This is a genomic window from Wenyingzhuangia aestuarii (assembly GCF_011927765.1).
Taxonomy (GTDB): Bacteria; Bacteroidota; Bacteroidia; order Flavobacteriales; family Flavobacteriaceae; genus Wenyingzhuangia; species Wenyingzhuangia aestuarii.
In genome coordinates this window covers 111,043-135,329 of sequence record NZ_JAATJG010000010.1, presented here as the reverse complement: position 1 = coordinate 135,329, position 24,287 = coordinate 111,043, and the positions used below count along the sequence as shown (strand labels likewise).

The 24,287-nt window shown below is 31.2% G+C and carries 22 protein-coding genes; 14 read left to right on the top strand and 8 right to left on the bottom strand.

From position 1 onward, the window contains the following. The first annotated feature begins 24 nt into the window (after nt 1–24). Together GGR97_RS10830 and GGR97_RS10825 are read left to right on the top strand one after the other, a co-directional pair. Nucleotides 25–2,235 carry an endonuclease MutS2 gene (locus tag GGR97_RS10830; RefSeq protein WP_167898538.1) on the top strand — a complete coding sequence of 737 codons (2,211 nt, stop codon included), beginning with the start codon at nt 25–27 and terminating at the stop codon, nt 2,233–2,235. 43 nt (nt 2,236–2,278) lie between these two features. Continuing rightward, nucleotides 2,279–5,101 carry a TolB-like translocation protein gene (locus tag GGR97_RS10825; protein WP_167898537.1) on the top strand — a complete coding sequence of 941 codons (2,823 nt, stop codon included), beginning with the start codon at nt 2,279–2,281 and terminating at the stop codon, nt 5,099–5,101. On the opposite strand, the gene GGR97_RS10820 is transcribed toward GGR97_RS10825, so the two are convergent. Together GGR97_RS10820 and recF are read right to left on the bottom strand one after the other, a co-directional pair. Next, a complete protein-coding gene (locus GGR97_RS10820; RefSeq protein ID WP_167898536.1) occupies nt 5,098–5,418 on the bottom strand; it encodes a DUF721 domain-containing protein in 321 nt (106 codons plus the stop codon). The genes GGR97_RS10825 and GGR97_RS10820 overlap by 4 nt on opposite strands. Further along, nucleotides 5,418–6,500: a DNA replication/repair protein RecF gene (recF, locus tag GGR97_RS10815; RefSeq protein WP_167898535.1), complete on the bottom strand. Its 1,083-nt coding sequence runs from the start codon at nt 6,498–6,500 to the stop codon at nt 5,418–5,420. The genes GGR97_RS10820 and recF overlap by 1 nt, the downstream gene beginning before the upstream one ends. Before the next feature lie 136 nt (nt 6,501–6,636). Here recF and GGR97_RS10810 point away from each other — a divergent pair, with 136 nt between their 5' ends. The 9 genes from GGR97_RS10810 (at nt 6,637) to GGR97_RS10770 (ending at nt 13,942) form a co-directional block, all read left to right on the top strand. Continuing rightward, nucleotides 6,637–7,413: a tetratricopeptide repeat protein gene (locus GGR97_RS10810; RefSeq protein WP_167898534.1), complete on the top strand. Its 777-nt coding sequence runs from the start codon at nt 6,637–6,639 to the stop codon at nt 7,411–7,413. Then, nucleotides 7,413–7,892, top strand: coding sequence for a 6,7-dimethyl-8-ribityllumazine synthase (gene ribH, locus GGR97_RS10805; protein WP_167898533.1), 480 nt, complete (start codon nt 7,413–7,415; stop codon nt 7,890–7,892). The genes GGR97_RS10810 and ribH overlap by 1 nt, the downstream gene beginning before the upstream one ends. A 73-nt stretch (nt 7,893–7,965) precedes the next feature. Further along, entirely contained in the window at nt 7,966–8,244 is a 279-nt protein-coding gene (locus GGR97_RS10800; protein ID WP_167898532.1) for a hypothetical protein, read from the top strand. Nucleotides 8,245–8,257: 13 nt separating this feature from the next. Beyond that, a complete protein-coding gene (mutL, locus tag GGR97_RS10795; protein WP_167898531.1) occupies nt 8,258–10,144 on the top strand; it encodes a DNA mismatch repair endonuclease MutL in 1,887 nt (628 codons plus the stop codon). A gap of 5 nt (nt 10,145–10,149) precedes the next feature. Further along, nucleotides 10,150–10,869: a rhomboid family intramembrane serine protease gene (locus GGR97_RS10790; RefSeq protein ID WP_167898530.1), complete on the top strand. Its 720-nt coding sequence runs from the start codon at nt 10,150–10,152 to the stop codon at nt 10,867–10,869. A gap of 1 nt (nt 10,870) precedes the next feature. Continuing rightward, nucleotides 10,871–11,719 (top strand): rhomboid family intramembrane serine protease, encoded by an 849-nt coding sequence (locus GGR97_RS10785; RefSeq protein ID WP_167898529.1) that lies wholly within the window; start codon nt 10,871–10,873, stop codon nt 11,717–11,719. 3 nt (nt 11,720–11,722) lie between these two features. Next, complete coding sequence (locus GGR97_RS10780; RefSeq protein WP_167898528.1) at nt 11,723–12,724, top strand: endonuclease/exonuclease/phosphatase family protein; 1,002 nt, start codon at nt 11,723–11,725, stop codon at nt 12,722–12,724. A 14-nt stretch (nt 12,725–12,738) separates the two neighbouring features. After that, nucleotides 12,739–13,125 (top strand): hypothetical protein, encoded by a 387-nt coding sequence (locus GGR97_RS10775; protein ID WP_167898527.1) that lies wholly within the window; start codon nt 12,739–12,741, stop codon nt 13,123–13,125. A gap of 10 nt (nt 13,126–13,135) precedes the next feature. Further along, nucleotides 13,136–13,942 carry a carboxypeptidase-like regulatory domain-containing protein gene (locus GGR97_RS10770; RefSeq protein ID WP_167898526.1) on the top strand — a complete coding sequence of 269 codons (807 nt, stop codon included), beginning with the start codon at nt 13,136–13,138 and terminating at the stop codon, nt 13,940–13,942. On the opposite strand, the gene GGR97_RS10765 is transcribed toward GGR97_RS10770, so the two are convergent. The 4 genes from GGR97_RS10765 to GGR97_RS10750 all read right to left on the bottom strand — a co-directional run bounded on the left by GGR97_RS10765 (nt 13,935) and on the right by GGR97_RS10750 (nt 18,740). Next, nucleotides 13,935–14,612, bottom strand: a complete 678-nt coding sequence (locus GGR97_RS10765; protein WP_167898525.1) for a DUF2461 domain-containing protein — start codon at nt 14,610–14,612, stop codon at nt 13,935–13,937. The two genes, GGR97_RS10770 and GGR97_RS10765, sit on opposite strands and share 8 nt — an antisense overlap. A 120-nt stretch (nt 14,613–14,732) precedes the next feature. After that, on the bottom strand, nt 14,733–17,261 hold the full coding sequence (locus GGR97_RS10760) for a TonB-dependent receptor (protein WP_245229493.1): 2,529 nt from the start codon (nt 17,259–17,261) through the stop codon (nt 14,733–14,735). Next, the gene (locus GGR97_RS10755) at nt 17,248–18,162 is read right to left on the bottom strand and encodes a FecR family protein (RefSeq protein ID WP_167898523.1); all 915 of its coding nucleotides are present in this window, start codon (nt 18,160–18,162) and stop codon (nt 17,248–17,250) included. Before GGR97_RS10755 ends, GGR97_RS10760 begins: the two co-directional genes overlap by 14 nt. Before the next feature lie 56 nt (nt 18,163–18,218). Continuing rightward, entirely contained in the window at nt 18,219–18,740 is a 522-nt protein-coding gene (locus GGR97_RS10750; protein ID WP_167898522.1) for an RNA polymerase sigma factor, read from the bottom strand. A gap of 196 nt (nt 18,741–18,936) precedes the next feature. Here GGR97_RS10750 and GGR97_RS10745 point away from each other — a divergent pair, with 196 nt between their 5' ends. The 3 genes from GGR97_RS10745 to GGR97_RS10735 all read left to right on the top strand — a co-directional run bounded on the left by GGR97_RS10745 (nt 18,937) and on the right by GGR97_RS10735 (nt 21,378). Next, on the top strand, nt 18,937–19,989 hold the full coding sequence (locus GGR97_RS10745) for a hypothetical protein (protein ID WP_167898521.1): 1,053 nt from the start codon (nt 18,937–18,939) through the stop codon (nt 19,987–19,989). 81 nt (nt 19,990–20,070) lie between these two features. Further along, nucleotides 20,071–20,841, top strand: coding sequence for a zinc metalloprotease (locus tag GGR97_RS10740; RefSeq protein ID WP_167898520.1), 771 nt, complete (start codon nt 20,071–20,073; stop codon nt 20,839–20,841). An 81-nt stretch (nt 20,842–20,922) separates the two neighbouring features. Further along, nucleotides 20,923–21,378 carry a hypothetical protein gene (locus tag GGR97_RS10735; protein ID WP_167898519.1) on the top strand — a complete coding sequence of 152 codons (456 nt, stop codon included), beginning with the start codon at nt 20,923–20,925 and terminating at the stop codon, nt 21,376–21,378. A 96-nt stretch (nt 21,379–21,474) separates the two neighbouring features. Here the strand turns inward: GGR97_RS10735 and GGR97_RS10730 are convergent, their stop codons facing one another. Further along, on the bottom strand, nt 21,475–22,605 hold the full coding sequence (locus GGR97_RS10730; RefSeq protein ID WP_167898518.1) for a glycerate kinase: 1,131 nt from the start codon (nt 22,603–22,605) through the stop codon (nt 21,475–21,477). A gap of 4 nt (nt 22,606–22,609) precedes the next feature. Then, nucleotides 22,610–24,262 (bottom strand): sodium:solute symporter family transporter, encoded by a 1,653-nt coding sequence (locus tag GGR97_RS10725; RefSeq protein WP_167898517.1) that lies wholly within the window; start codon nt 24,260–24,262, stop codon nt 22,610–22,612. Nucleotides 24,263–24,287: the final 25 nt, after the last annotated feature.

Here is a 24,287-nt window from a genome sequence, read left to right as displayed (position 1 = left end):
TACGGTAAGTATACAATTAAAAGCATGAGTCAAATACATAGTAAAACGTTACAAGATTTAGAGTTTTCCATTATTTTAGAAAACATCGCTCAACACTGTACCTCTGAACAAGGAAAAGAACAAGTTTTAAACATTGTTCCTTATGCCAACAAACCAGATTTAGAGATTGCTTTGGCTCAAGTAAACGAATATTTAGGTTCTTTGGTTAGCGAAAATAGAATTCCCAATCATTATTTTGATGATATTGAAAAGGAAGTAAAGTTGTTAAAAATTGAAAACAGTAAATTATTACCCGATGCTTTCTTAAAAATAGCGAACATTTCTAACACTTCTAACGAATTAATTGTACACTTTCAAAAATTTAAAGACTACTACCCTACACTCTCTTTATTAACACAGGATATTGAATTTACCAAAAGCATTACAGATGCTATTTTTAAAGTCATCACCAATTATGGAGAGGTACACAACAAAGCTTCTGAACTTTTACATAGAATTCGCAAAGCTTTAAATGAAGTTCGCAGTCAGATTAGTAGTTCTTTTAACAGCGAATTAGCCAAGTACAACAAAGCAGGTTATTTAGATGATATTCGTGAATCTATTATAGAAAATCAGCCCGTATTGGCCGTTTTAGCCATTCACCGTAAAAAAGTAAAAGGAAGCATTTTAGGAACTTCTAAAACAGGAAGTATTGTTTTTATAGCTCCACAAAGTACTTTAAATTACCACAGACAGTTACAAGAATTGGTTTTAGAAGAAAAACAAGAAATTGACAGAATTCTAAGAATTTTAACCAATGAGATTCGTCCTTTTGCTCCCTTAATTAAAGAATACTTAACGCTTTTAATAGCCTTAGATGTTTTAAAAGCAAAAGCATTATATGCACAAGACATTAACGGTGTAAAACCCGATTTTTCTAAAGAACAAGCTATTAATTATATAGATGCTTATCATCCTATATTGTTACAAAAAAATAAAAGTTTAAAATTACCTGTTGTTCCACAATCTTTAAATTTAGACAAGCAACAACAAATTATTGTGATTTCGGGACCCAATGCAGGAGGAAAAAGTATCACTTTAAAAACTATTGGACTGCTACAGGTAATGATTCAGAGTGGAATTTTAATTCCCGTACACGAAAACAGTAGTACTCACTTTTTTGATCATATTTTAACCGATATTGGAGATAATCAATCCATAGAAAATCAATTAAGTACTTATAGTTACCGATTGAAAAACATGCGAGGTTTTTTAAAAACATGTACCAACAACACATTGTTTTTAATTGATGAATTTGGAACAGGTTCCGATCCAGAACTAGGGGGAGCTTTGGCCGAAATTTTCTTAGAAGAATTTTATCAGCAAGGAGCTTTTGGAATTATTACCACTCACTACACCAATTTAAAAGTATTGGCCGATGAATTGGAAAACGTAGTAAATGCCAACATGGCTTTTAATAGCAAAACGTTAGAACCTATGTTTATGTTGTTAATTGGGCAACCTGGTAGTTCTTTTACCTTTGAAGTTGCTCAGAAAAACGGAATTCCATTCAGCTTAATTAACAGAGCTAAAAAGAAAATAGACAAATCTAAAGTCCGTTTTGACAAGACTATTTCTAAGCTACAACAAGAACGTAGTAATTTACAAAGAAATACCTTAGACATGGAGCATCAAAGCTCTAAAGCAAAAGTACATGCTGATTTGTTGGCTGAAAAAGAATCTAAAATTCAAGAAAAATTAGAAAGTTTTCAGACCTTGTACGATACCAATCAGAAAATATTAAGCATTGGTAGGAAAACTAATGAGTTGCTAAACAAATACTTTCAAACCAATAACAAAAAGGAATTTAAGTCTGAATTTGAAAAATGGGTATTAATTGAAAAAATAAAATACAACGAGGCACATCCTAAAGTTAAAAAAACAAAGCCACAAAAAGCAAAAGAGCAAAAAGCTAAAAAGCAAGCTGCCCAAGTTTTAAAACAGGTAGAAAAAGAAGTTTTAAACAAAGTAGTAGAGGTAAGAAAAGAAAAGGTTAAAGAAGAAAAAATTGCTGCAGAAAAAAAAGCAAGCTATGTGTTTAAAGTAGATGATAAAGTACGATTAATTGACAGTAGAGCTTGTGGAACCATTGAAAAAATTGACAAGAAAAAAGTACTGATTAATTACGGAATGTTTACCACTAGTACTACTGTGGATAAAATTGAATTGGTGGTCGCTGCAAAAAGAAAAAAATAAATCCATTACAGAAAACGATAGGTTTCTGTTTTTAAAAACTGCTATGTTATTCAAAAAAATTATTAAAAACTGTATTTACCTACTTCCGTTTATTCTTTGGGCTCAAGATCAGCACGAGCCACAAAAATGGGCTAAATTAAGAAGTACCTATGTAAATATTATTTACAAAATTGGACAAGAAAAAGAAGCACAACAAGTAGCAAACACTATTTCTTATGTTCAAAAAAACAATAGCAAATCTATTGGTTATCACTACCAACCTGTAAACATTGTATTAAGAGCAAATTCGGTAGAATCTAATGGTTTTGTAACTTATAGTCCTTTTAGAAGTGAGTTTTTTAACACACCACCACAGGAATTTAAGGCTTTGGGATCTACCAATTGGATTAGTACTTTGGCTATTCACGAATACAGACACGTTCAGCAATTTTTAAATCACAAAACGGGATTGACCAAATTTTTATATTATTTGTTTGGAGAATCTGGTTGGGCTGTAGGAAGTATTTTAAGTGTTCCTAACTGGTATTTTGAAGGAGATGCTGTTGTTATGGAAACGGCTTTAAGCCAAAGTGGTAGAGGACGTTTGCCTAATTTTACAGCCCTACAAAGAGCTTTGTATAAAGATCAGCAAATTTACAGCTACGCTAAGCTTAGAAACAGTTCTTACAAAGATTTAATTCCCAATCATTACCAAACAGGGTATCAAATGCTAAACTATTATCGCAATCATTTTGATGCGAGTCGCTTAGATAATATTGCCAGTAAAGCTGCCGGATTTCGATTTCCTTTTTATGGATTTAGTGTTCAGTTAAAAAGAGAAACCGGTTTGGGAACGCTAAAACTGTATCAAAAATCAACCGAAGAAAATCAGCGTTTGTGGGCTGCACAAAGAGACTCTTTAAACGTACAAAACTACACACAACTTAGCAAAGAGAACAGCACAGTGGCTAGCTATCAGTATCCACAAGTCATGGAAGATGGAACTATCATTGCTTTAAAAAACTCTTTTGATAAAATCCCAACCTTTTACCAAATAGACAATTCTGGAAACGAAACCAAAATTGCAACAGCTATACAAAATATAGATCCTTATTTTAATTACCATCAACATCAATTGGTTTATACGGGAATTACACTAAACCCTAGATATAACAATTCTAGTTATAATGATGTTTATGTGTATGATATCCTTTTAAAAACAAGAAAAAGAATCACGTATAAAAAAAGATACTTTTCTCCTAGTTTTAACACAAACAATCAACAAATTATTGTTGCAGAAGTCAATCAAAACAAAAGCAAAATTGTTGTGTTACATGCTAACAACGGAAAAATCATCAAACAAATTCCTGTAGATGGTTTTGTAAGTAGACCTCAATTTATCGATGAACATCATTTTGTATTTATTAAAAAACAAAGTCATCAACTAGCCATTTTTAAAATAGATGAAAATGCAAAAGAAACACAATTAACCGCATGGACTCATCATGTTATTGACAACATAAGAGTGGATAAAAACAGTGTGTACTACAGTGCTTCTTTTAATGGAATTGACAATATTTATGAAACTCCATTAGATGGAAGTTCTACTATTCATCAACTAACCAATGCTAACATTGGTGCTTATTATCCTTTTGTAAAAGACCAACAAGTTTACTTTACAGAACTAACAAGTAGGGGCTCTAAAATTTCCGTAACTAAACTTGAGCAAAAAGATTTTGAATTCCAAGAACCTGTATTGATGGATTGGAATAACAGTAAAACCGTTGCTTTTGAAAAAGGAAATATTCTAGATAAAATATCCACTAAAAAATATTACCAAAAAGAGTATACTTCTGTTTTTGAGGATTTAAGTTTTCACGACTGGGGATACAGTTTTAGCGATCAAGTAATTTCTGTAAACACCACTGCTACCAATCTTCTAAACGATTTTAGCATGAATGTAAATACCGATATTTATTTAAACGAAAACAACTCTTATGGTATTGGAGCTATTGCCTCATATAAAAAATGGTTTCCTGTTTTAAACTTAGGATTAGAATATGTTTATAGAGATTTTAATACTAGCATTCTTAATACAAATGATAATAACTTTTACAATGGAGCCATTAGTTTTAACAGTGTAAAGCTAACACCAAGTATAAGCATTCCATTAACTCAAATAAAAGGAAACTATACACAGAACTTTCAATTTGATGTTGGATACGAGTACAATAAAAGTTTTAACTCTAAATTTACTCTTAATGAAAATAGCCAAGAAGAAAGTTTAGGTGATTTGGAATTTTCAGCATATAGCACACAATTATTACTATCTGTACAAAGGAGAAAAGCCACTCAGAACATTAATACAAGAGCTGGTTTTATTAGTCTTACTAATTATCATAAAGGAATTTCTGGAAACAATGCTACCTATCTATCTTCTGTAAACAGATTGTATTTGCCTGGGATTTTAGCAAATCATAACAGTTATGTTTCTTTTAATTATCAAAGAAATGACGATCAATTACAAGCAGATACTTTTACCTATGCTAGAGGATATCATGACATCCCTTCTATAGAAGCAAATCGTTTGTCTTACAACTACCAACTCCCCTTGTTTTATCCTGATTTTGGGATAGCAGGAATTACTTATTTTAAAAGAATTAGGGCTAATTTATTTGCAGACTTTAGTACGCTTACACTTCCTAATAATAGAATTACAAAACAAAATTCTATTGGTTTTGAAACTGTTTTTGACAATACTTTTTTTAATATTAGTCAGGCAGAAATTGGAATAGGATATAGAGGAAGTTTCTTATTAGAAACAGATATTCAAGCACCTAACCGTACTTTTGTTAGTAGTATATTTATTAGTACTACTTTGTTTTAATTCAGAATTACTTTGGTAATGGTATTTTCTCCCAAAGCTTCGTTCATCATGCTTTGAATTTTTTCTTTACCATAACTCAATTCCGTACGTAAGGCTGCAGAAGATATTTTAACAATTAGGGTTCCCCCTTTTAAGCTAATTCTTTCCGTGTAAGATTTTACACCAGGTCCCATTAACTTTACCCACTCCTCTTCTACATTAATTTTTTGAAATCCTTTTTCTAGATTATTTACCTTGATAAATTGTTTCATTAAAGCACTCATAGGGTTGGCTTCACTTTGTCTTACTGTTCGCTGATCTACTTTACGTTTTGCCATTACAAGTGAAATATTTTATAGGGTTGATTTGTTTTTTTTACAACAGCTTCTGTTCTGTCGCTATGCGTATCGGTAATAAAAATTTGTCCAAAATGATCTTTATTCACCAAATTAATTACCTGAGTTACTCGGTTTTCATCTAATTTGTCAAAAATATCATCAAACAATAAAATAGGTTTTTTACCTGTTACCTGTTTCATAAACTCAAACTGAGCCAATTTTAACGCAATTAAATACGACTTTTGTTGTCCTTGAGAACCAAACTTTTTAATGGGATAGTCATTCAACTCAAACTGTAAATCATCTTTATGAATCCCTACCGATGTGTATTGCAACATTCTATCTTTTGGCAAGTTTTCCTCAAATAACTCCAACAAAGGTTTCTCGTGTAATTGTGTTTTGTACAACAATTTTACCTCTTCTTTAGAATTACTTATCTCTTGATAACAACTATTAAAAATAGGAGCAAATTCTTTTAAGAACCAAGTACGTTTCTCGTAAATGTAGGCACTTAAATTGGATAGTTGCTCGTTATAAACACTTAAGTTTAACGCATCAAAAATACGATTGGCTGCAAAATATTTTAACAAGGCATTTCTTTGAGTAAGTACCTTGTTGTAGTTGATTAAATTTTGAAGATAATGACTGTCTTGTTGAGAAATAACACCATCCATAAACTTACGTCTGGTTTCACTTCCCTCTACAATTAAATCTCTATCAGATGGAGAAATAATGACCAAAGGATAGTTTCCTATATGGTCCGAAAACTTATCATAAGCCTTTCCATTTCGTTTTACGACCTTTTTAGTTCCTTTTTTTAAGCTACAAACAATTTTTTCTACCCTATCTTCTTCCATTAAGTAGTCTCCCTCTACCATAAAAAACTCCTGACCGTGTTTAATGTTTTGTGTAGCCACAGCATTAAAGTAACTCTTGGTATAAGAAAGGTAATAAATAGCATCTAACACGTTGGTTTTCCCCACTCCATTGTTCCCTACAAAGCAATTAATCTTGGCATCAAAATCAAAGTTTTCTGATGATAGATTCTTATAATTTACTAAGGATAATTTTTGAAGATGCATTTTTATTGGGTCGTATTAAAAAAGGTTTCGCAATTTATCACTTTTTTGGTGAATTGGCTGTTTTGATATTCAATTAAAAAAACTATTTTTGTCCAACTCACAAAAGAAGTTAATCAATAAAATATTATAAAATTCCATGGCTACATACCAAAAACGAGGATACAAAAAGACGATTGAAAATGAAGAAGAAGTAATCGTAGACAATAACGGAACTGCAGAGCACAGCACTACAGCAGAGGTTTTTAACACCTTAGATGAAACTGCTAACAAATCTGAAAAATGGATTGAGAAAAATAGCAAACCTTTGTTTATTGCTTTAATAGCAGCTGTTGTTATTATTTTTGGATACATGGGATATACGCAGTTTATAGAGATTCCTACACAAAAGAAAGCGGCTAATGCTTTGGTTTTTGCTAAACAAGAGTTTACAAAAGCGACAAGTAGTAACGATTCTGAAGCTTTTAAAACAGCTTTAAACGGTGCAGAAGGTAACTTTGGATTGATTGACATTGCAAAACAATACGGAAGTACAGAAGCTGGAAACTTAGCAAAATACTATGCAGGTATTTCTTATTTAAACATTAAAGAGTACGACAATGCTATTGAGTATTTAAAAGACGTTACTACGGATGATGTGGTATTAAACTCAGTAATTAAAGGTAGTATTGGAGATGCTTATTTAGCAAACAACAATAGCGAAGAAGCTTTAAACTATTATTCTAAAGCAGCATCTACATCAGACAACAAAGCCATTGCTCCTGTATTTTTATTAAAAGCGGGTAAATTAGCCTTGTCTTTAAAAGATTATAGCAAAGCAGAAGAATTGTTTACAAGTATTAAAGAAGACTATGCTACTTCTTCTCAAGCAGGAAATATAGATTTATACATTAACCAAGCTAAATACGCTAACTAATGGCTACAACGGACTTATCTGTTTACGATAAAGAAAGTTTACCTAATGTAAAAGGATATAGATTTGGAATTGTTACTTCTGAATGGAATCCTGAAATTACAGAAAACTTAACTTTAGGAGCTATAGACACTTTGTTAGACAATGGTGTGGCTCAAGAAGATATTATTACTTGGAAAGTTCCTGGTAGTTTTGAATTGATTTACGGTTGTAAAAAAATGTTAGAAAGCAGAAATGTAGATGCTATCATTGCGATTGGAAACGTAATTCAAGGAGAAACCAAACATTTTGATTTTGTTTGTGAAGGTGTAACCCAAGGAATTAAGGATTTAAACATACAATACGATACTCCTACTATCTTTTGTGTGTTAACCGATAACAACAAACAACAATCTTTAGATAGATCTGGAGGTAAATTAGGAAACAAAGGGATTGAGTGTGCTGTTGCTGCTATTAAAATGGCTGAGTTAAACAAACGCTAATCCTTCTTTAAATATCAAAACATTATTGTCGAATTTTTCGTAAATTTGATGATAATGTTTTTTCTTTTATACTATGTTTAAAACTCCATTTAAGCCCACAGGGCATTACGTATTTAACTACAAACCTCGTTATTATGATGAGCGTAAAGAACGTTTGGAGGCTATAGAACAGCGTTACAAACAAGAAAACGCTTCTGATGACACTGAGTTTGAAGTCACTTTGTCTAAGAACAATTTAAGAGGCGAATGGAACAGAACAAGATCCAACGCAAAAGCCGATAGTAAATCTACTTATAGACTTGCCTTAATTATTGCAATCTTAACCGGTATTGCAATGTACATACTAAAATAACCCCCAATTTTTAATGTCTGACATTATACAATTATTACCTGATCATGTCGCTAATCAAATAGCAGCTGGAGAGGTGGTTCAAAGACCTGCATCTGTAGTTAAAGAACTTTTAGAAAATGCGATTGATGCTGGTGCCCAAAATATACACTTAATACTTAAAGATGCTGGAAAAACCTTAATTCAAGTTATTGATGATGGTTCTGGAATGTCTGAAACCGATGCTCGCTTGTGTTTTGAACGTCATGCTACTTCTAAAATTAGACAAGCCGAAGATTTATTTAATCTAAGCACCAAAGGATTCCGTGGAGAAGCTATGGCTTCTATTGCGGCCATTTCTCAAATAGAAATGAAAACCAAATTGGCCTCAGAAGAGTTAGGTACTTGCATACAAATTGAAGGAAGTAAAATTACCCATCAGGAAGTGAGTCCTACTCCTGTTGGAACCAATACAGCTGTTAAAAACTTATTTTTTAACATTCCGGCCAGAAGAAACTTTCTAAAATCTGATGCTGTAGAAACCAGACATATTATTGATGAATTTCAACGTGTAGCTTTGGTTCACGAAAATGTTCATTTTATCTTAAACCACAACCATTCAGAAGTTTTTAATTTACCCTCAGGAAATTTAAAACAACGTATTGTTAATATATTTGGTCATAAAACCAACGAACGCTTAATTCCTATAAACGAAGAAACAGATGTTTTAAGCTTAGATGGATTTATTATAAAACCTGAATTTTCTAAGAAGAAACGTGGAGAGCAATTCTTTTTTGTGAATGATCGTTTTATCAAAAGCCCTTATTTACATCATGCCATTAATGCAGCTTTTGATGGGTTGATAGAAAGAGGTTGTCATCCTGGATATTTTTTATATTTAAGAGTGCCTACCAATACGATAGACATCAACATACACCCTACCAAAACAGAGGTTAAATTTGATAATGAAAAAGTATTGTACGAAATTATTAGAGCCGCTGTAAAACACAGTTTAGGACAATTTAATGTAGTGCCTTCTTTAGATTTTACAAGAGATAAAAACTTAGAAACTCCTTATAATTACAAGGACAAACCTATTAGCGAGCCTAAAATAGAAGTAGACCCTAATTTTAATCCTTTTAAAACAGAAACCAATTTTAATCCTTTTGAAACCGATCAACCTAAAACCACTAGAAGCACATCATCACCTTCTAATAGTTTTACTAGCGGATTTTCTCAAACCAAAAAGAAAAGTGATTGGGAAGTGTTGTACAATGGTATAGAATCTATTGCCAATACAGAGGTGGATAAGGAAAAATTAACCCCACAATTATTCGAGACCAAAGAGACTAAACTCATTAAAGATACGTTTCAAATTCAGAACAAGTATATTTTATGCAATTTAAACACCGGTACGTTTTTAGTCCACCAACATTTGGCACATCAAAGAGTGTTGTACGAAAACTTTTTAGAAAACATAACAGTTAAAGAAGCTTCTAGTCAGCAACTCCTGTTTCCTATAAGCATTAACTATAGTCAGCAAGAAATTCACGTTTTAAAAAACATTAAAATGGAATTGGAAAGCACAGGTTTTATGTTTGATGAAATTACCAAAGACAATGTAATTGTGACAGGAATTCCAACAACTATTAGTGAAAGTCAGATTAGCATGGTTTTTGAACAATTGATAGAAGATTTTCAAGAAGACATTCAGGAAAACAGTTTTAGCCAATTAGACATGATTGCAAAATCATTGGCAAAAACCTTGGCTATAAAAACAGGAACTAAACTTTCTGAACCCGAACAAGAAGTATTAATTAACGATTTGTTTGCTTGTAAAGAAGCAAACATCTCCCCTTTTAGAAAAAAAGTATACACTAGTATTACCAACAAAAAACTAGATGTTATTTTTAATTTAGATTAAGAACTATGAATAAAATTCCAGACATTATAAAGCACATCATCATTATAAACGTATTGTTTTTTGTGGCTAAAATGGGAATTCAAAATGTAGATTTAAACGAATTGTTTAATCTGCATTATTTTGAAAATCCAAACTTTAGATATTGGCAATTGGTGACCGGAATTTTTATGCATGCAGATATAGGTCATATCTTTTTTAACATGTTAGGGCTTTACTTTTTTGGTACTCCGTTGGTGCAACTCTACGGAAGAAACAAATTTTTGTTTTTCTATTTTTCTGCAGGTATTGGAGCCAGTTTAATTTATTTGTTTGAAAGACAATTGGAATTTAACAATGCCATAAGTACGTTGCAAACTATGGGAGCAAGCAAACAAGAAATTTACGATTTGTTTAGCATGACCAAAGTTTATGCCGATGAACATTTGCAAACGGCAAACGGAATTTACAATATGAGATTGTTAGGAGCTTCTGGAGCCATTTTTGGTTTATTAGCAGCTTTTGGTTGGAATTTTCCAAACTCTAAAATGTTTTTAATCTTTTTACCAGTTCCTATTCCAGCTAAATATTTTATTCCTGTTATTGTGTTGGCAGATTTATTTTCGGGGATTACAGGTCAGCCTTTATTAAGCCCTGTAAACACTGCTTATTTTGCCCATGTAGGAGGAGCTATTATTGGTCTAGTTATTGCCATTATTTGGAAAAAAAATCAATACAGAACGTATTAACATGAAAGATATTATAGCGCAACTAAAGCACAAATATCAAACGGGTAGTTTGGTAGAAAAGCTGATTTTTGTAAACATTGGACTTTTTATCCTTACCTATTTTATTGGAAATTTAGGTTGGTTAATGGGTTCTCAAGGAAATGTATTTTTTGAGTGGTTGGCTTTGCCTGCAGATTTAAACTCTTTTATAACTAGACCATGGACCCTTGTAACTTATGGTTTTATGCATAGTGGATTTATTCACATTCTATTCAACTTAATTTACTTATTCTATATAGGTAATTTATTTACCGATTATTTTATTCCTAAAAAGTTGCTTAATTTTTACTTAATGGGAACCATTTTTGGAGGTATATTATTTATGGTAAGCTACAGCTACTTTCCTGCTTTGCAACAACAAAATGCTACGTTGGTTGGAGCATCTTCCGGAATTATGGCTATTTTAATTGGTTTAACAACCTACATGCCTAACTATCAATTAAAATTTAGATTTATTGGTTATGTAAAATTGTGGGTAATTGCCTTGATTTTTGTAGGATTAGATTTGATCAATTTGGCAGACAATAATACCGGTGGACATTTGGCTCATTTAGGAGGTGCTGCTTATGGATTTTTAGCTATTTACTATCAAAACAGTTTTAAAATTAAAAACCCTTTGGGAAATCTATTTAAAAAGAAATCTCCTTTAAAAACTAGTTATAAATCAACAACTAGAAAAACCAACAAACAAGCAAACAGCCAAGACACACAACAAAAAATTAATAGTATTCTAGATAAAATAAGTAAATCAGGATATGATTCTCTTTCTAAAGCGGAAAAAGATTTTTTGTTTCAACAAGGGAAAAAATAAGGTATGAAGCGTTTACACTTTCTAGACAAAATGCTATTTATAATCAATAGTTTTGTTGCTTCCTTATTAATCATCACCTATGTAATTCCATACATAAACCCTATTCACTACCCAAGTGTTGCCATTTTAAGTTTGGCTTATCCAAGTTTATTAATTGCTAATTTAATATTTGTGGTCTTATGGATTGTTAAACTTAAAAAACAATTTTTACTATCTGTTATTGTTATTGCTATTGGTTTTCAACACACCAAAGCTTTATTTTCTTTTGGTAAAAAAGAAGTGACACATAAAGATGATTTTACCTTATTTAGCTATAATGTTAGACAGTTTAATAGATTTAACTGGATCAAATCGCCAACTATTAAACAAGATATTTGTGATTTTGTAAATAATCAATCTCCTGATATTCTTTGTATTCAAGAGCACAAACATGATAAGAATGTAAGCTTTAAGCTCCCTAAAATATACCATCATAAAAAATCTGATTTGGTTATTTATTCTAAATTTCCCATTGTAAACAAAGGAAATTTTCTATTTAAAAAAGATGGAAACAATATTATTTTTGTTGATTTAAAAATCAATAAAAAAATTATAAGAGTTTATAATGTACACCTACAGTCTTTTAGATTGGATACTCAAAAAGAGCATTATGGGAATCAGAATAACGAGGCCTTATTTAAAAGATTTAAAGATGTTTTTAAAGAACAAGCAAAACAAGTAACACTGTTAAAAGAACATATAAAAAAATGTCCTTATCCAACTATTATTGCTGGAGATTTTAACAACACAGCATTTTCTTGGAATTACAAACAATTAATGGAGAATCATAAAGATGCATTTGTAGAAGCAGGAATTGGTTTTGGAAAATCGTATAATTATTTTATTCCTTTTAGAATTGATTTTATTTTGCCTAGCAATAAGATGACTGTAAATTCGTTTACATCATTTAAGGATAAAATGTCTGATCATTTCCCTATTATGGCACGAATCAACTTGAATAATTAGTTTATATTTATTGAATGAAACACAATTACTTATACCTAACCAGTTTCTTATTTATTTTAATTTCTTTTCAAAGTGCTTTTTCGCAAAAAAAATCGGCTCTAGAAATTAAAATGGAAAAAGAGTATTCTGTTTTTAACGATTTTAGAGTTCCTGTTAGAGAAAACATCAACGAATCTGACTTGTTATATGATGGTTGGAAAACCGATACAGGTAGATATACTTTTAGATGTAAAGATGGTAAAAGAGTAAGATTAACACTTTGGTATTTAGACAAAGGAACCAAAGAAACTATAAATTCAGAATTTATTAATGTAACCGAAGAAATAGACAAGTGCCAAAGAAATGATCCTGAATATGTAGCACCTATTTATAGAAAAAGAAGAGCTAATCTTCTTAAATAACCCCATCAACATGAAAAACAAAAACTTATATATTGTACTAATTTTAACTTTATGTACCGTTAGCTTTAGTTACTCACAAGAACTAATGAAATTTACCTTAAAAGGAAAAATTTCTAGTGCTGTAGATAGTACTTCTGTAGAAGGAACTACGCTATTAAATTTAAGTAATATTGATGGAACCGTATCTGATAAAGAAGGATTGTTTGAAATTGATATTAAAGAAAGTGATACTTTATTAGTATCTCATATTGGATATGAATCTATCAAACTTAAAATTACAAGAGATTTATCTAAAGGAACGGAATTAAATATTGAACTACATCCTAAAATAGAAAATTTAAAAGAGGTGGTTATAGGTCATAAACTAATAGGTGTTTTAGATATTGACATTAAAAACGTTCCTAAAGACAAGTATAATAGAATTCATATTAACGGATTGCCACAGACTTATGAAGTTAGAAAAACCAAATCTTCGGTATCTGGTTTTGGAAATGCAATTAAAGCCTTACAGAATCCGGTAGATGGTATTTACAATTTGTTTGGTAAAAAGCCTAAAAAACTAAAGGATTTAAAGGAATTAAAGGAAAAAGATGCTACTCGTGAAATCTTAACCAATAGATTTGATAGAGAAATTATTCTAGACTATTTACAAATGGATATGAATCAGTTAACAGAAGTGTTATCTGAATGTAATTACTCTCCTTACTTTATTAGCAAAGCCACAGATTTACAATTAATTGAAGCGGTTTTAGAATGTTACGAAAATCACAGAGCTATTAAAAAAGGAAATACATTTAAGCATCAGGAGTCTAAATAATAGACTCCCCATTTAAATTGGTTGTTAGCACATCGCTCATATAGTCTAAATAAGGTCTAGCAGCTTTAAAAGACAACATTATTTGATTGTAAAAATCATCTGATAGAACCTCAGCATCTGTAAATTTACGCAACAACATAAAGTCTTTTTTACGAATTAATTCTATGGCTTCGTGTTCTTTATCAAAACCTTTAGGTGCTGTTTTAAGAGCTTCCCCTTGGTGAAACCCACCAAATATTTTTTGTACTGCTACAGCGTTTATAATCTCATTAATTTCACTCGCATCCAATTCAAACTCCTTTCTAATTCTTAACAAATCTTCTTTATTAGGTTGCCAAAAACCACAGGCTAGAAAAGAACCTCCAGGAGTAATTTCTACATGATAACCTCCTCTTAAAGCTTCTGTAGCTCTTTTAAAACTACAACTTCTGTAAATTTTATAAGGAGATTTGTCTTTAGAAAAACGAACATCTCTATAAATACGATATGCTTTCATACTCTCAATATCATCCTCTTCTTTTAAACCGTCCATTACTTTGGTAAAAAAAGATTTTAAATGATTTTCCTCTTCTACAAACCAAGCTTTATTTTCTGCAAACCATTCTCTGGTATTGTTTTCTTTTAATGTATTTAAAAACTTAAAAATTGAGGGCTGAATGGTAATAGACATAGTATTTTATCTTTTTATTTAAACGCATTTATAATCAATCTATTCTACTTGAATACAAAGCAAACAAGATGTTAATCTTTTTATAAAAATACAATCGATTCTATGGATTGACAAGTATTCTTAAAACTTAATTCTTAAACTCACATTAGGCATAAATCCTAAGGATTTATGATTTACTTGAATAGCAACACCTGAATTATTAGGATCTACTTGGTAATATCTATTGATGATGTTTTCTCTATTGGTAACATTCATCACTCCTACAATTAAAGAACTCTTAATGGAGTTAGACCATTTAAAATGATATTTTAACGAAGCATCTAACCTCATAAAACTTGCTAAGTTTTCATTGTTTGGCACATCGTAATTCACAACCGTATTGTTTCCGTTCTGAATGGTTTCTTCTCCCTCAATGGGCTTAGTATAGGGTTGTCCAGACCTTAAAATTCCTCCCAAAGAAAGTTCTAAGTTTTCTAACAAGTAATAATTAAAAGCCATAGAAACAGAGTGTTTGATATCTACATTATTTGGAAAAACTGAAGGGATAAAGCTCTTAAACTCATATTGATTTACACTATATGTATAACTAAACCAAGTACTGTATTTATGTGCTGTTTTATTGACTAAAAACTCTATTCCTTTTACTTGGTAACTTCCCGTGGCACTTAGGTTTTGAAAACTATTGTAAAATCCTTGATTAGAAGCCGTAATCCCATCAACAAGTTTGTAAAACCCATCAGTACTTAAGACCCAATTATGATGATGATATTCCAACCCTAAAGAACCTTGTTTACTTTTAGAAATTGGAATGTCTTGATTGTTGGCTAAAATCCAACGTCTTTTTTCAACTCCTAAAAAATTATCTTGAAAATCAATCACCTGAGTAGCAGATTGATTTTTAAACTCACCCTGAAGTTTTACAGCCCATTGTTTATTTAATTTTTGTCTAAAATTTAACCTAGGCTCTATAATAAACTTGTTAAACTTTTGAAAATAATTGACTCTAAGCCCTAGTCTTATATAAGTATTTCTGTTGTTAAATTCAATTTCGCTAAACAAGGCATGATTTAACAAAACATCTTTTTTGGTTTTTGAATAAGAAGGAAGATTTACCGTAGTCTGATTTAAAATTCCAGTTTCGCTAAATTGATATCCATTTAAAAAAGATACATTCTGATGGATTTTATACCTCGTATTCAACTTTAGACCCGTTTCTATCACCTCATTGGCTTGGGTTAATTTTTGATCGGATTCTATTCTATAATCCACTGCATCAATATTGTATTTTGAGTAAAAAGCCACAACATCTGTGGTGAATTTACTCGTCCAAATGGCATTCCATTGAAAACCTGCTCCAAAATTTTGCTGTTGTAAATTATTGGTTTTAGAAGTTGTTTGGTTTTGAGCATCCGTATAACTTTCTAAATAATCTAGATTGTTATAAATCCCGATGATATTGGCTCTTATTTTGTGTTTTGAATTGATGTAATACAACAATTTGGCCGTATAATCATAAAAGTAAAAGTCTGAAGATTTATTGCTTTCATTAATATTTTCAGTATTGGTTAATTGACTATCCTGAAAACTTCTTTTAAAATACGTATTGTAAGTTGGAGAGGTGTACACATCGGTAAAAGATCGTCTTCCGGAAACATGAACAGCCATTTTTTTACTAATGGGAATTTCTAAAAAAGCATCTGTATTTAATAGGTTTAATCCAAAACCTCCTTTAATTTCTTTTCCTATTTCATCCTTTGTAAACATGTTAATGGTACTAGAAACTCCATCACTAAACTCACTAGAAGTTCCGTTTTTAGTAACCACTACTTTATTAGTTAAATTAGGATTGTAGGCAGAAATCAATCCAAAAAAATGTCCTGCATGATACATTTTAATTCCATCCCAAAGAATTAAATTCTGATCATTACTCCCACCTCGTACATTGATGTTAGCTATGCTTTCGTTTACACTTTCTACCCCTGGTAATGCCTGAATAGATTGTAAGACATCTGGATCTGTAAGCCCTGGTAAAACTCCAAACTTTTCTGTATTTAAAACAGTACTACCATCCATGCGTTTTTGTAAACCCGTAGTTAAAAACTTAGATATTACTATTGGATTTAGCATTTCTGCCTGTTCTAATAACTCAATTTCTTTACAAGTTCTTATTTCTTTTGCTTTTAAATTTAAAGTTTGATACCCAAAATAAGAAATACGTATATCTGCATTTACATCAATATTTTCTAATTTAAAGTTCCCATTTACATTGGTTACTATTCCTTTGCCTGTATTAACAACCATTACAGAAGCTCCAACAATGGGGGCTTTATTTTTAGTTCTTAAAACTCCACAAATAGTTATTGTTTTTTGCAAAGTAGACACTGTAATATAACGCTCTGTTAAAAACTTAAAATTTAAAATGGTAGAGCTATTTAAAAAAGCTACAACTTGCTTTAAGGTAAAATTTTCATTTGGGGTTGTTACCCAAACTTCGGTTACATCTTCTACAGCATAAGAAAACTTTACATCAAACTTAGCTTCTAATTTAGGAAGTAGATGAATGAGTTGTATTTTTTCTTGCCTTGGAATGGCAAAAGAAAAACAACTATAGGCAACACATAAAATAAATAACAGTTTACTTTGTTTCATAGTCATAAAACTCAACTTTATCTCCTTGTATTTTATAACTTAATTTAAGTGGAATGGTTACCGATTGCAAGGCTATATTTTGATTGGTATGTGTAAAACTTCCTGTAAACATTTTAGTTACATCTACCGTTTTAGCCTCTATTTTTATATTGTATTGTATTTCTAGTTCGTTAATTACTTGCCATAAAGGAACATTCTCAAAAGTAGTTTCTTGTGCTAACCACGATGGGTTTTCGTTATTAAAATCTTTTGCACTAACAACTTTTCCATTCAACACTCTAAAAGATTTCCCTGGTAATAAAATTGTTTTATTCTGCTGGTATGTTACACTTACTGAACCCTCATAACATTGAACTTCAAAATAACGTTCACGCTCTTTTACATTAAATTGCGTTCCTAGTACCTGAATACTTCCTGAATTGGTAAGAACTGTAAATTTGTTTCCTTTGGTTACTTTAAAAAAAGCTTCTCCATTTAGCTTTAACGTTCTGTTATTTTGCCATTCTTTTTTATTGTAATTTAATTTAGATTGTGCATTTAACACAACCTCAGAATTATCAGGTAAAAATAAGGTTTCTGTTTGAGCAATTTCTGTTCTATAAACTTCTGTATTGCTAAAAAAGAAAAAGTATGAAACTCCAAATATCAAAACTAAAATAGCTGCTATTTTTAAGAATAACTGAGTATTCAAAGAAACTACTTTGGTTTCTTTTTTATGAAAAGATCTGGTTTTAAACTGTTCCAATGCTTTTTCGGCATCAATTTTTGGAGTTTCTATTTGCTTTGCATAAAAACCTGCTTTTTTAAGGGTTGAAAAATCTTCATCAGGATACTTTTGTTCCATCTTTTCTGTAGAAATTTCTCCCTCAAACCATTTTAATATGTCATTTTCTTTATTCATTATCAATGCTTTCTATAATTAAGACACCTATACTGTAGAATACCCTATACTAGGGTTTAAATATTTACTTTATCTATTTTATTACGCAGAAATTTTAAGGCTAAAGACATTCTTTTTTCTACTGTTTTTTGTGATATCCCTAGCAATTCTGCTATTTCTCTATATTTTTTTCCTTCTATTCTGTTTAATAAAAAAACTTCTCTTTGTTCTTCGCTTAAATCTGCAATAGTTGTTAATAGTTTTTGTTTAAACTCCTCCTCTTCCATTATATACTCAGGATTAAGATTCGTTTTATCTATATAGGGAGATTCTTTTGCATAAGACATTACTACCTTTTGATGCCTTATGGTATTTAAAAATAAATTATTTACTGTTGTAAATAAGTAGGTCTTTGCTTTTTCAAAATCAATCTTAGCACAATTTTCCCATATTTTAGCAAAGGCATCTTGTACCAAATCTAAAGAAGCAGCATTGTTTCCACATTTATAAAAAGCAAAATTACTTACTGCCTGAATATGCTTTAGATAAAAGCTATTAAAATAAGATTCTTCGCAAAGTTTATGCTTTGGTTTCTTCATAAATTCTCTATATAATGTAGATTTGCACAAAAGTAGGAATAAAAAATTCATCTATGATTCACACATTTTCAGGTAATTATATTTTTTTCATCAAAAAAAACAAAAAAACTATAGGGTAGATTTAAGCTTAAGAGTCTTAAATACAGAAAGGCGAAAAAATCGCTTATAAAATTTAACCCAAAATATTTTAAGTATTATGAAAACTTTTAAATTAATTACAGCCATCATGTTTTTTTCTTTTTTAGGATTAGTTTCGTGTCAAAAAGAAATTAATGAAGAAAACGGACAAAATCCAAACACCAATTCTGCCAATTCAGAAACGGCTACTAATTTAGAGCGTTCTGCTATGTACGATGGTAGCTTTGATGATTTTTTAGACGGGAATTCTTGTTCTTCTATTTTATTACCAGTAACAGCCTTTGTGAACAATCAAAAAGTTACATTAATTAGTGAACTTGATTATGAATTGGTTTTAAATATTTTAGGAGAAATTACAAACGATAATGACAACATTACTTTTCAGTTTCCCATCAATGTAAAACTAAGCAACTATACAGAAGTACAGGTAGCGAATCAAACAGAGTACAATGCTATCATGGATACTTGTGCCAGAGCAGAAGCAGAAAAAGAAAATGCGATCAATTGTTTAAATATTAAGTATCCTATTACCATTTTAACTTATAATTTAAGCCTAGAACAAACAAGTAGTACGGTGTTAAAATCTGATCAAGAATTGTATACTTATATGAGTAATTTTGGAGATGATGAAAAATTCTCTGTTAAATACCCTATTACAGCTACATTAAGTAACCAAACCGAAGTAAATATTACAAGTGATGCTGAGTTTAAGTCATACATTACTGATTGTTTAGAAAATGATGATACCATGGAAGAAGCTGAAGAAGATGCAGAAGCATTAGAAGGAATTCTAGTTGATGGTACTTTTAAGGTACAATCATATGTAAATACAGGAGTAGATAGCACTACTAATTATGCAAATTATACCATAGATTTTGCAAACGATTTAACTTGTACTGCTACAAACACATCTAATGCTTTGGTAGAAAAAGTAGAAGGTACTTTTTCTGTAGCTTCTAAAACAGATGTATTTTTAACTATGGAATTTTCAGGGAATGCTAATTTTGAATTGTTAAATGATGCCTGGACAGTAACCAACTATTCTAGTAGCACTATAACTTTACAAAGTTCAACAGATACTGCTATTACATTAGTGTTAAGTCAAATCTAAAACCTAATTAAAAAGGTTACGTATATATAAAACAGCTGCTTATTTAAGCGGCTGTTTTTATAATCCATAAAATTAACTCTTATGAAAACGTTCTATTTAATTTCTTTATTCTTGATTTCACTGCTGTGTTCTTGTACCAAAGACAGCATATCCCAAGCTAGTAATGGCATCAATCATACTCCTAACCAAAAATCAACAGGAAGTTCTTCTCATGATTTACTTTCTGATCAAAAATACAAGAATATGATGATAGAAGTGGTTTATGTAGATGGATTTAAACCCACACAAAACGCTATCAACAATTTTGTATCTTTTCTAGAAGCACGTACATACAAACCTCATGGAATTGTAGTTAATGAAAGAATGATTACAAGTCCAGGTAAAACACGTTATACAATTAACGATCTTATTGCTATTGAAGAAGATCAAAGAACCCAATATAATACAGAAGATACAATTGCCGTCTGGGCATTTTTTGTAGATGGAGCATCAGACAAAAACACCGATACAGGAACAGTATTGGGAACGGCTTATAGAAATACTTCTTTTGTGATTTTTGAAAAAAGTATTCAAAATTTAAGCAATAGTGCTTTTGAACCAAGTAGAGATGTATTAGAAACTACTGTTATTACTCATGAATTTGGTCACATTTTAGGGCTCACCAATTTAGGAGCTACTTTACAAAGTGAACATGAAGATACTGAGCATGCTAAACACTGTAATGTAGAAAGTTGTTTGATGTATTGGTCTGCAGAAACAGGAGAGGGATTGGCTAATTTATTTGGAAGCAATTCAGCTCCTACTTTAGATGCACAGTGCATTGCTGACTTGCAAGCCAACGGAGGAAAATAATATTAAAAAAAATCATAGGGTAAAAAATAATTGAGGTGTCTTAAGTGTAGAAACATAGTATTCACTTAAAAACACATTATTATGAAACTTTTAAAAACACCCCTTTTTATACTCGCTTTAAGTTTGTCATCAATTACGCAAGCTCAAACTACTGAAAACGAACATAGCTCTACGCTAGATAAAGAATCCTATTATCAAAAAAGAGCTAAAGAAGATGCTAAATACGAACAGCAATTTAGTGCCAAAACCAAAAAGGAGGAAAAACAATTTTGGAAAGATCAAAAAGCGTATGAAAAAAATCTAAAAAAGAAAGATAAAGAAGCATACCAAGCCTATGTGCAAGGAAAAAAAGATGCTTATGCAGAACATTATAACGAGTGTAACCACCATTGTCATCATAGTGATCATTATTATAGTCATGCTTCTTTTTACTACTACAGATACAATGATTATTACTACGAAAGATACCCTAGAACTAGAAGCACTCATACAAGTATACGTGTAAATACTCCAAGTGTAAAACTAGGATTGTTTTAAACATTTATAAACCACAGCCAACAAAAGAGCCAATCGTATATACGATTGGCTCTTTTTACGAAACAGACTTGTAAGTTTCTTAAGAAAACTAAAGTCTTAATTTCTTTTAATCAGCTTTGCAAAATTATATGTGCTAAACACTAAATTCTCATAAGCTGTAAGCATAGCTGTATTCATATCCACAACATTTTTTAATACAGCTGTTACATAGGTTATTCCTAATTGTTCTTGTTCAGCTTCCGTAATAGCTACACTTCCACAAAAGGCAGCAACCGGAATTTTTTGTTGATTTGCTGTGCTTAAAACTCCCGCTATTGTTTTTCCAGAAAAGGTCTGATTGTCTAACATTCCTTCACCTGTAATAATCCAGTCAGCATCTTTTATAAGTACCTCAAAATTGGTAATTTCTTTCACCAATGCAATTCCAGAAGTTAGCGTTCCATTTAAAAACACCACAGCTCCTGCTCCCATTCCACCAGCAGCTCCCGCACCTTCTATTTGTTGACAATCTATCTTGTATTGATTTAACAATACTTTTGAAAAACACTGCAATCCTTGATCTAAAGTTTCTATTTCTGATGGAGATGCTCCTTTTTGAGCAGCATAAATAAATGCAGCTCCATTTTTACCATACAAAGGATTTTTAACATCACAAGCTACCTTAATATTTGCTGCTTTTAACAATGGATGTACAATCGTATCATCTACACTAGCTACCTTGTTTAAGTTTGCTCCTATTGGTTGTAAAACTTGATTATTTTGATCTAAAAACTGATAACCTAAGGCTGTAGCCATTCCCATTCCACCATCGTTAGTAGCGCTTCCTCCTATTCCTAACACAATGGTTTTTGCTCCTTTTTCCAAAGCATCTACAATTAGTTCTCCTGTACCTATACTAGAAGTATACATACAATTTCTATCAGCTGAACTGAGTAAGCTTAAACCCGAAGCTTCTGCCATTTCTATAACTGCCAATTGCTTTTCTTTTACCCATACATAATTGGCAGTTACTTTTTTAAACAAAGGGTTCTGTACAGTAACCTTTACTTTTTCTCCTTGTAAACTGTGCAATAAGGCATCCATGGTTCCGTCTCCTCCATCTGCTAAAGGAATGTGCACAAATTCTGCATTAGGTAATGCTTTGTTAATTCCTGTTTCCACAGCTTTGCAAAACTCACTTCCTGTTAAGGAACCTTTATATTTATCGGGGGCTATTACAAATTTCATAGGACTAGCTTAATAAAGTGGGAATAAAAAAACTGAACGCAATAATAATTACAAAAAAGGCTAATAATATATACACTTCTTTAATTAAAAAGTCTTTCTTTTTAAGCGTAAAGTTCACTTCCATTAACTGATTTATTTTTACATTTTTGGTAAGTGCACTTACTCCGTAAGCAACTATTAAGGCAATAATTACTCCGGTAAAGTTTAACCAAATCCAAAAAATGTGAATTCCTAAATCTATATGAAACAATTCTTGCATGGTTTTAGAAAACACAAGGTTGATTAATACTGCTGATATAATACCTACATTCATACCAATGTGATTTACTTTTTTAGAAAAGAAAGCCAATACAAAAGTTACTAATACAGGTCCGTAAAAAACAGAACCAATAGCATTGATAATTTCTATAACCGCACTTTTACTGCCTCCAAACAAAAAGGCACAACTAATACATACCACTCCCCAAAAAACAACGGCCAATTTAGAAATCATCATGTACTTTTTACTACTTAGCGTATCTTTAGATTTTCCTCTGTTAAAAAAATCTTCTACCGTTACAGCCGATAAAGAATTAATGGTGGAACTTAAAGAAGACATGGCTGCTGAAAGAATCCCTACCATTAAAATTCCTATCAATCCATTGGGTAAATACCTCATAATAAATACAGGTAACATTAAATCTGGTTTGATTCCTGTTTTTTCAAAAGCTATGGGGAAATGTTTTTGGGTAGTTGCTGCAATATCTTCTAAGAATCCTGGAGCTACACTTACCAAACCACCAATTACCAATCCCATAATACAATACACTAATACAACTGGAAATCTTAACAATCCGTTGGCTAACAATAATTTTCTAATGGTTCCTTCATCTTTACTAGACAACAATCTTTGTGCTTGTGTTTGATCACATCCGTAGTATGAAACATATAAAAAGAAACCTCCTATAAGCATGGGTAAAAAACCATAATCGTTTCCTTCTCCAATTCCCATATTCCAATCTATCACTTCTAATCTTTGCGCATCAAAACCATTTGGCAAACCACCATTGTCTTGTAATAAATTCCATCCTATGGTTAAACAAATAATCAATCCTAAAACCAAAATAATCATTTGAATAGCATCTCCCCAAACCACAGCTTTCATCCCCCCTTGCCAAGAGTAAATAATGGTAATTACACTTACTATTAAAATAGTATACACAAAATCTATATCTAAAACAGCTTGTAAAATAATAGCAATGGTATACACCATTACTCCCGTACCTAAAGCCCTGCTAATTTGAAAAACAATGCTTAAAATTAATCGGGTAGATGCACTAAAACGTTTTTCTACCACCTCGTAAATACTTACAACTCCCGATCTAAACAGCGGTGGTACAATCACAATCATTATAAAAATCATGGCCAATGGCACGGCAAATTCAAACGTTAACCATTTCATACCTCCCCCTAATTTTAACCCTACAAAAGCAGGTGCAGAAATAAAACTTATGGCCGATAATTGCGTAGCCATTGTAGACAAACTCAAAGGAAACCACCCTAAACTTTTACCTCCTAAAAAATAGTCTTTAGAGTTTTTGTTTTCCTTAAAAAAGAAGCCCATTCCTAAAAAGAAAAGAATGTATGTAATTACTATTATGTAGTCTAACCAGTTCATAATATTGTGTTTATGTGATTATTAG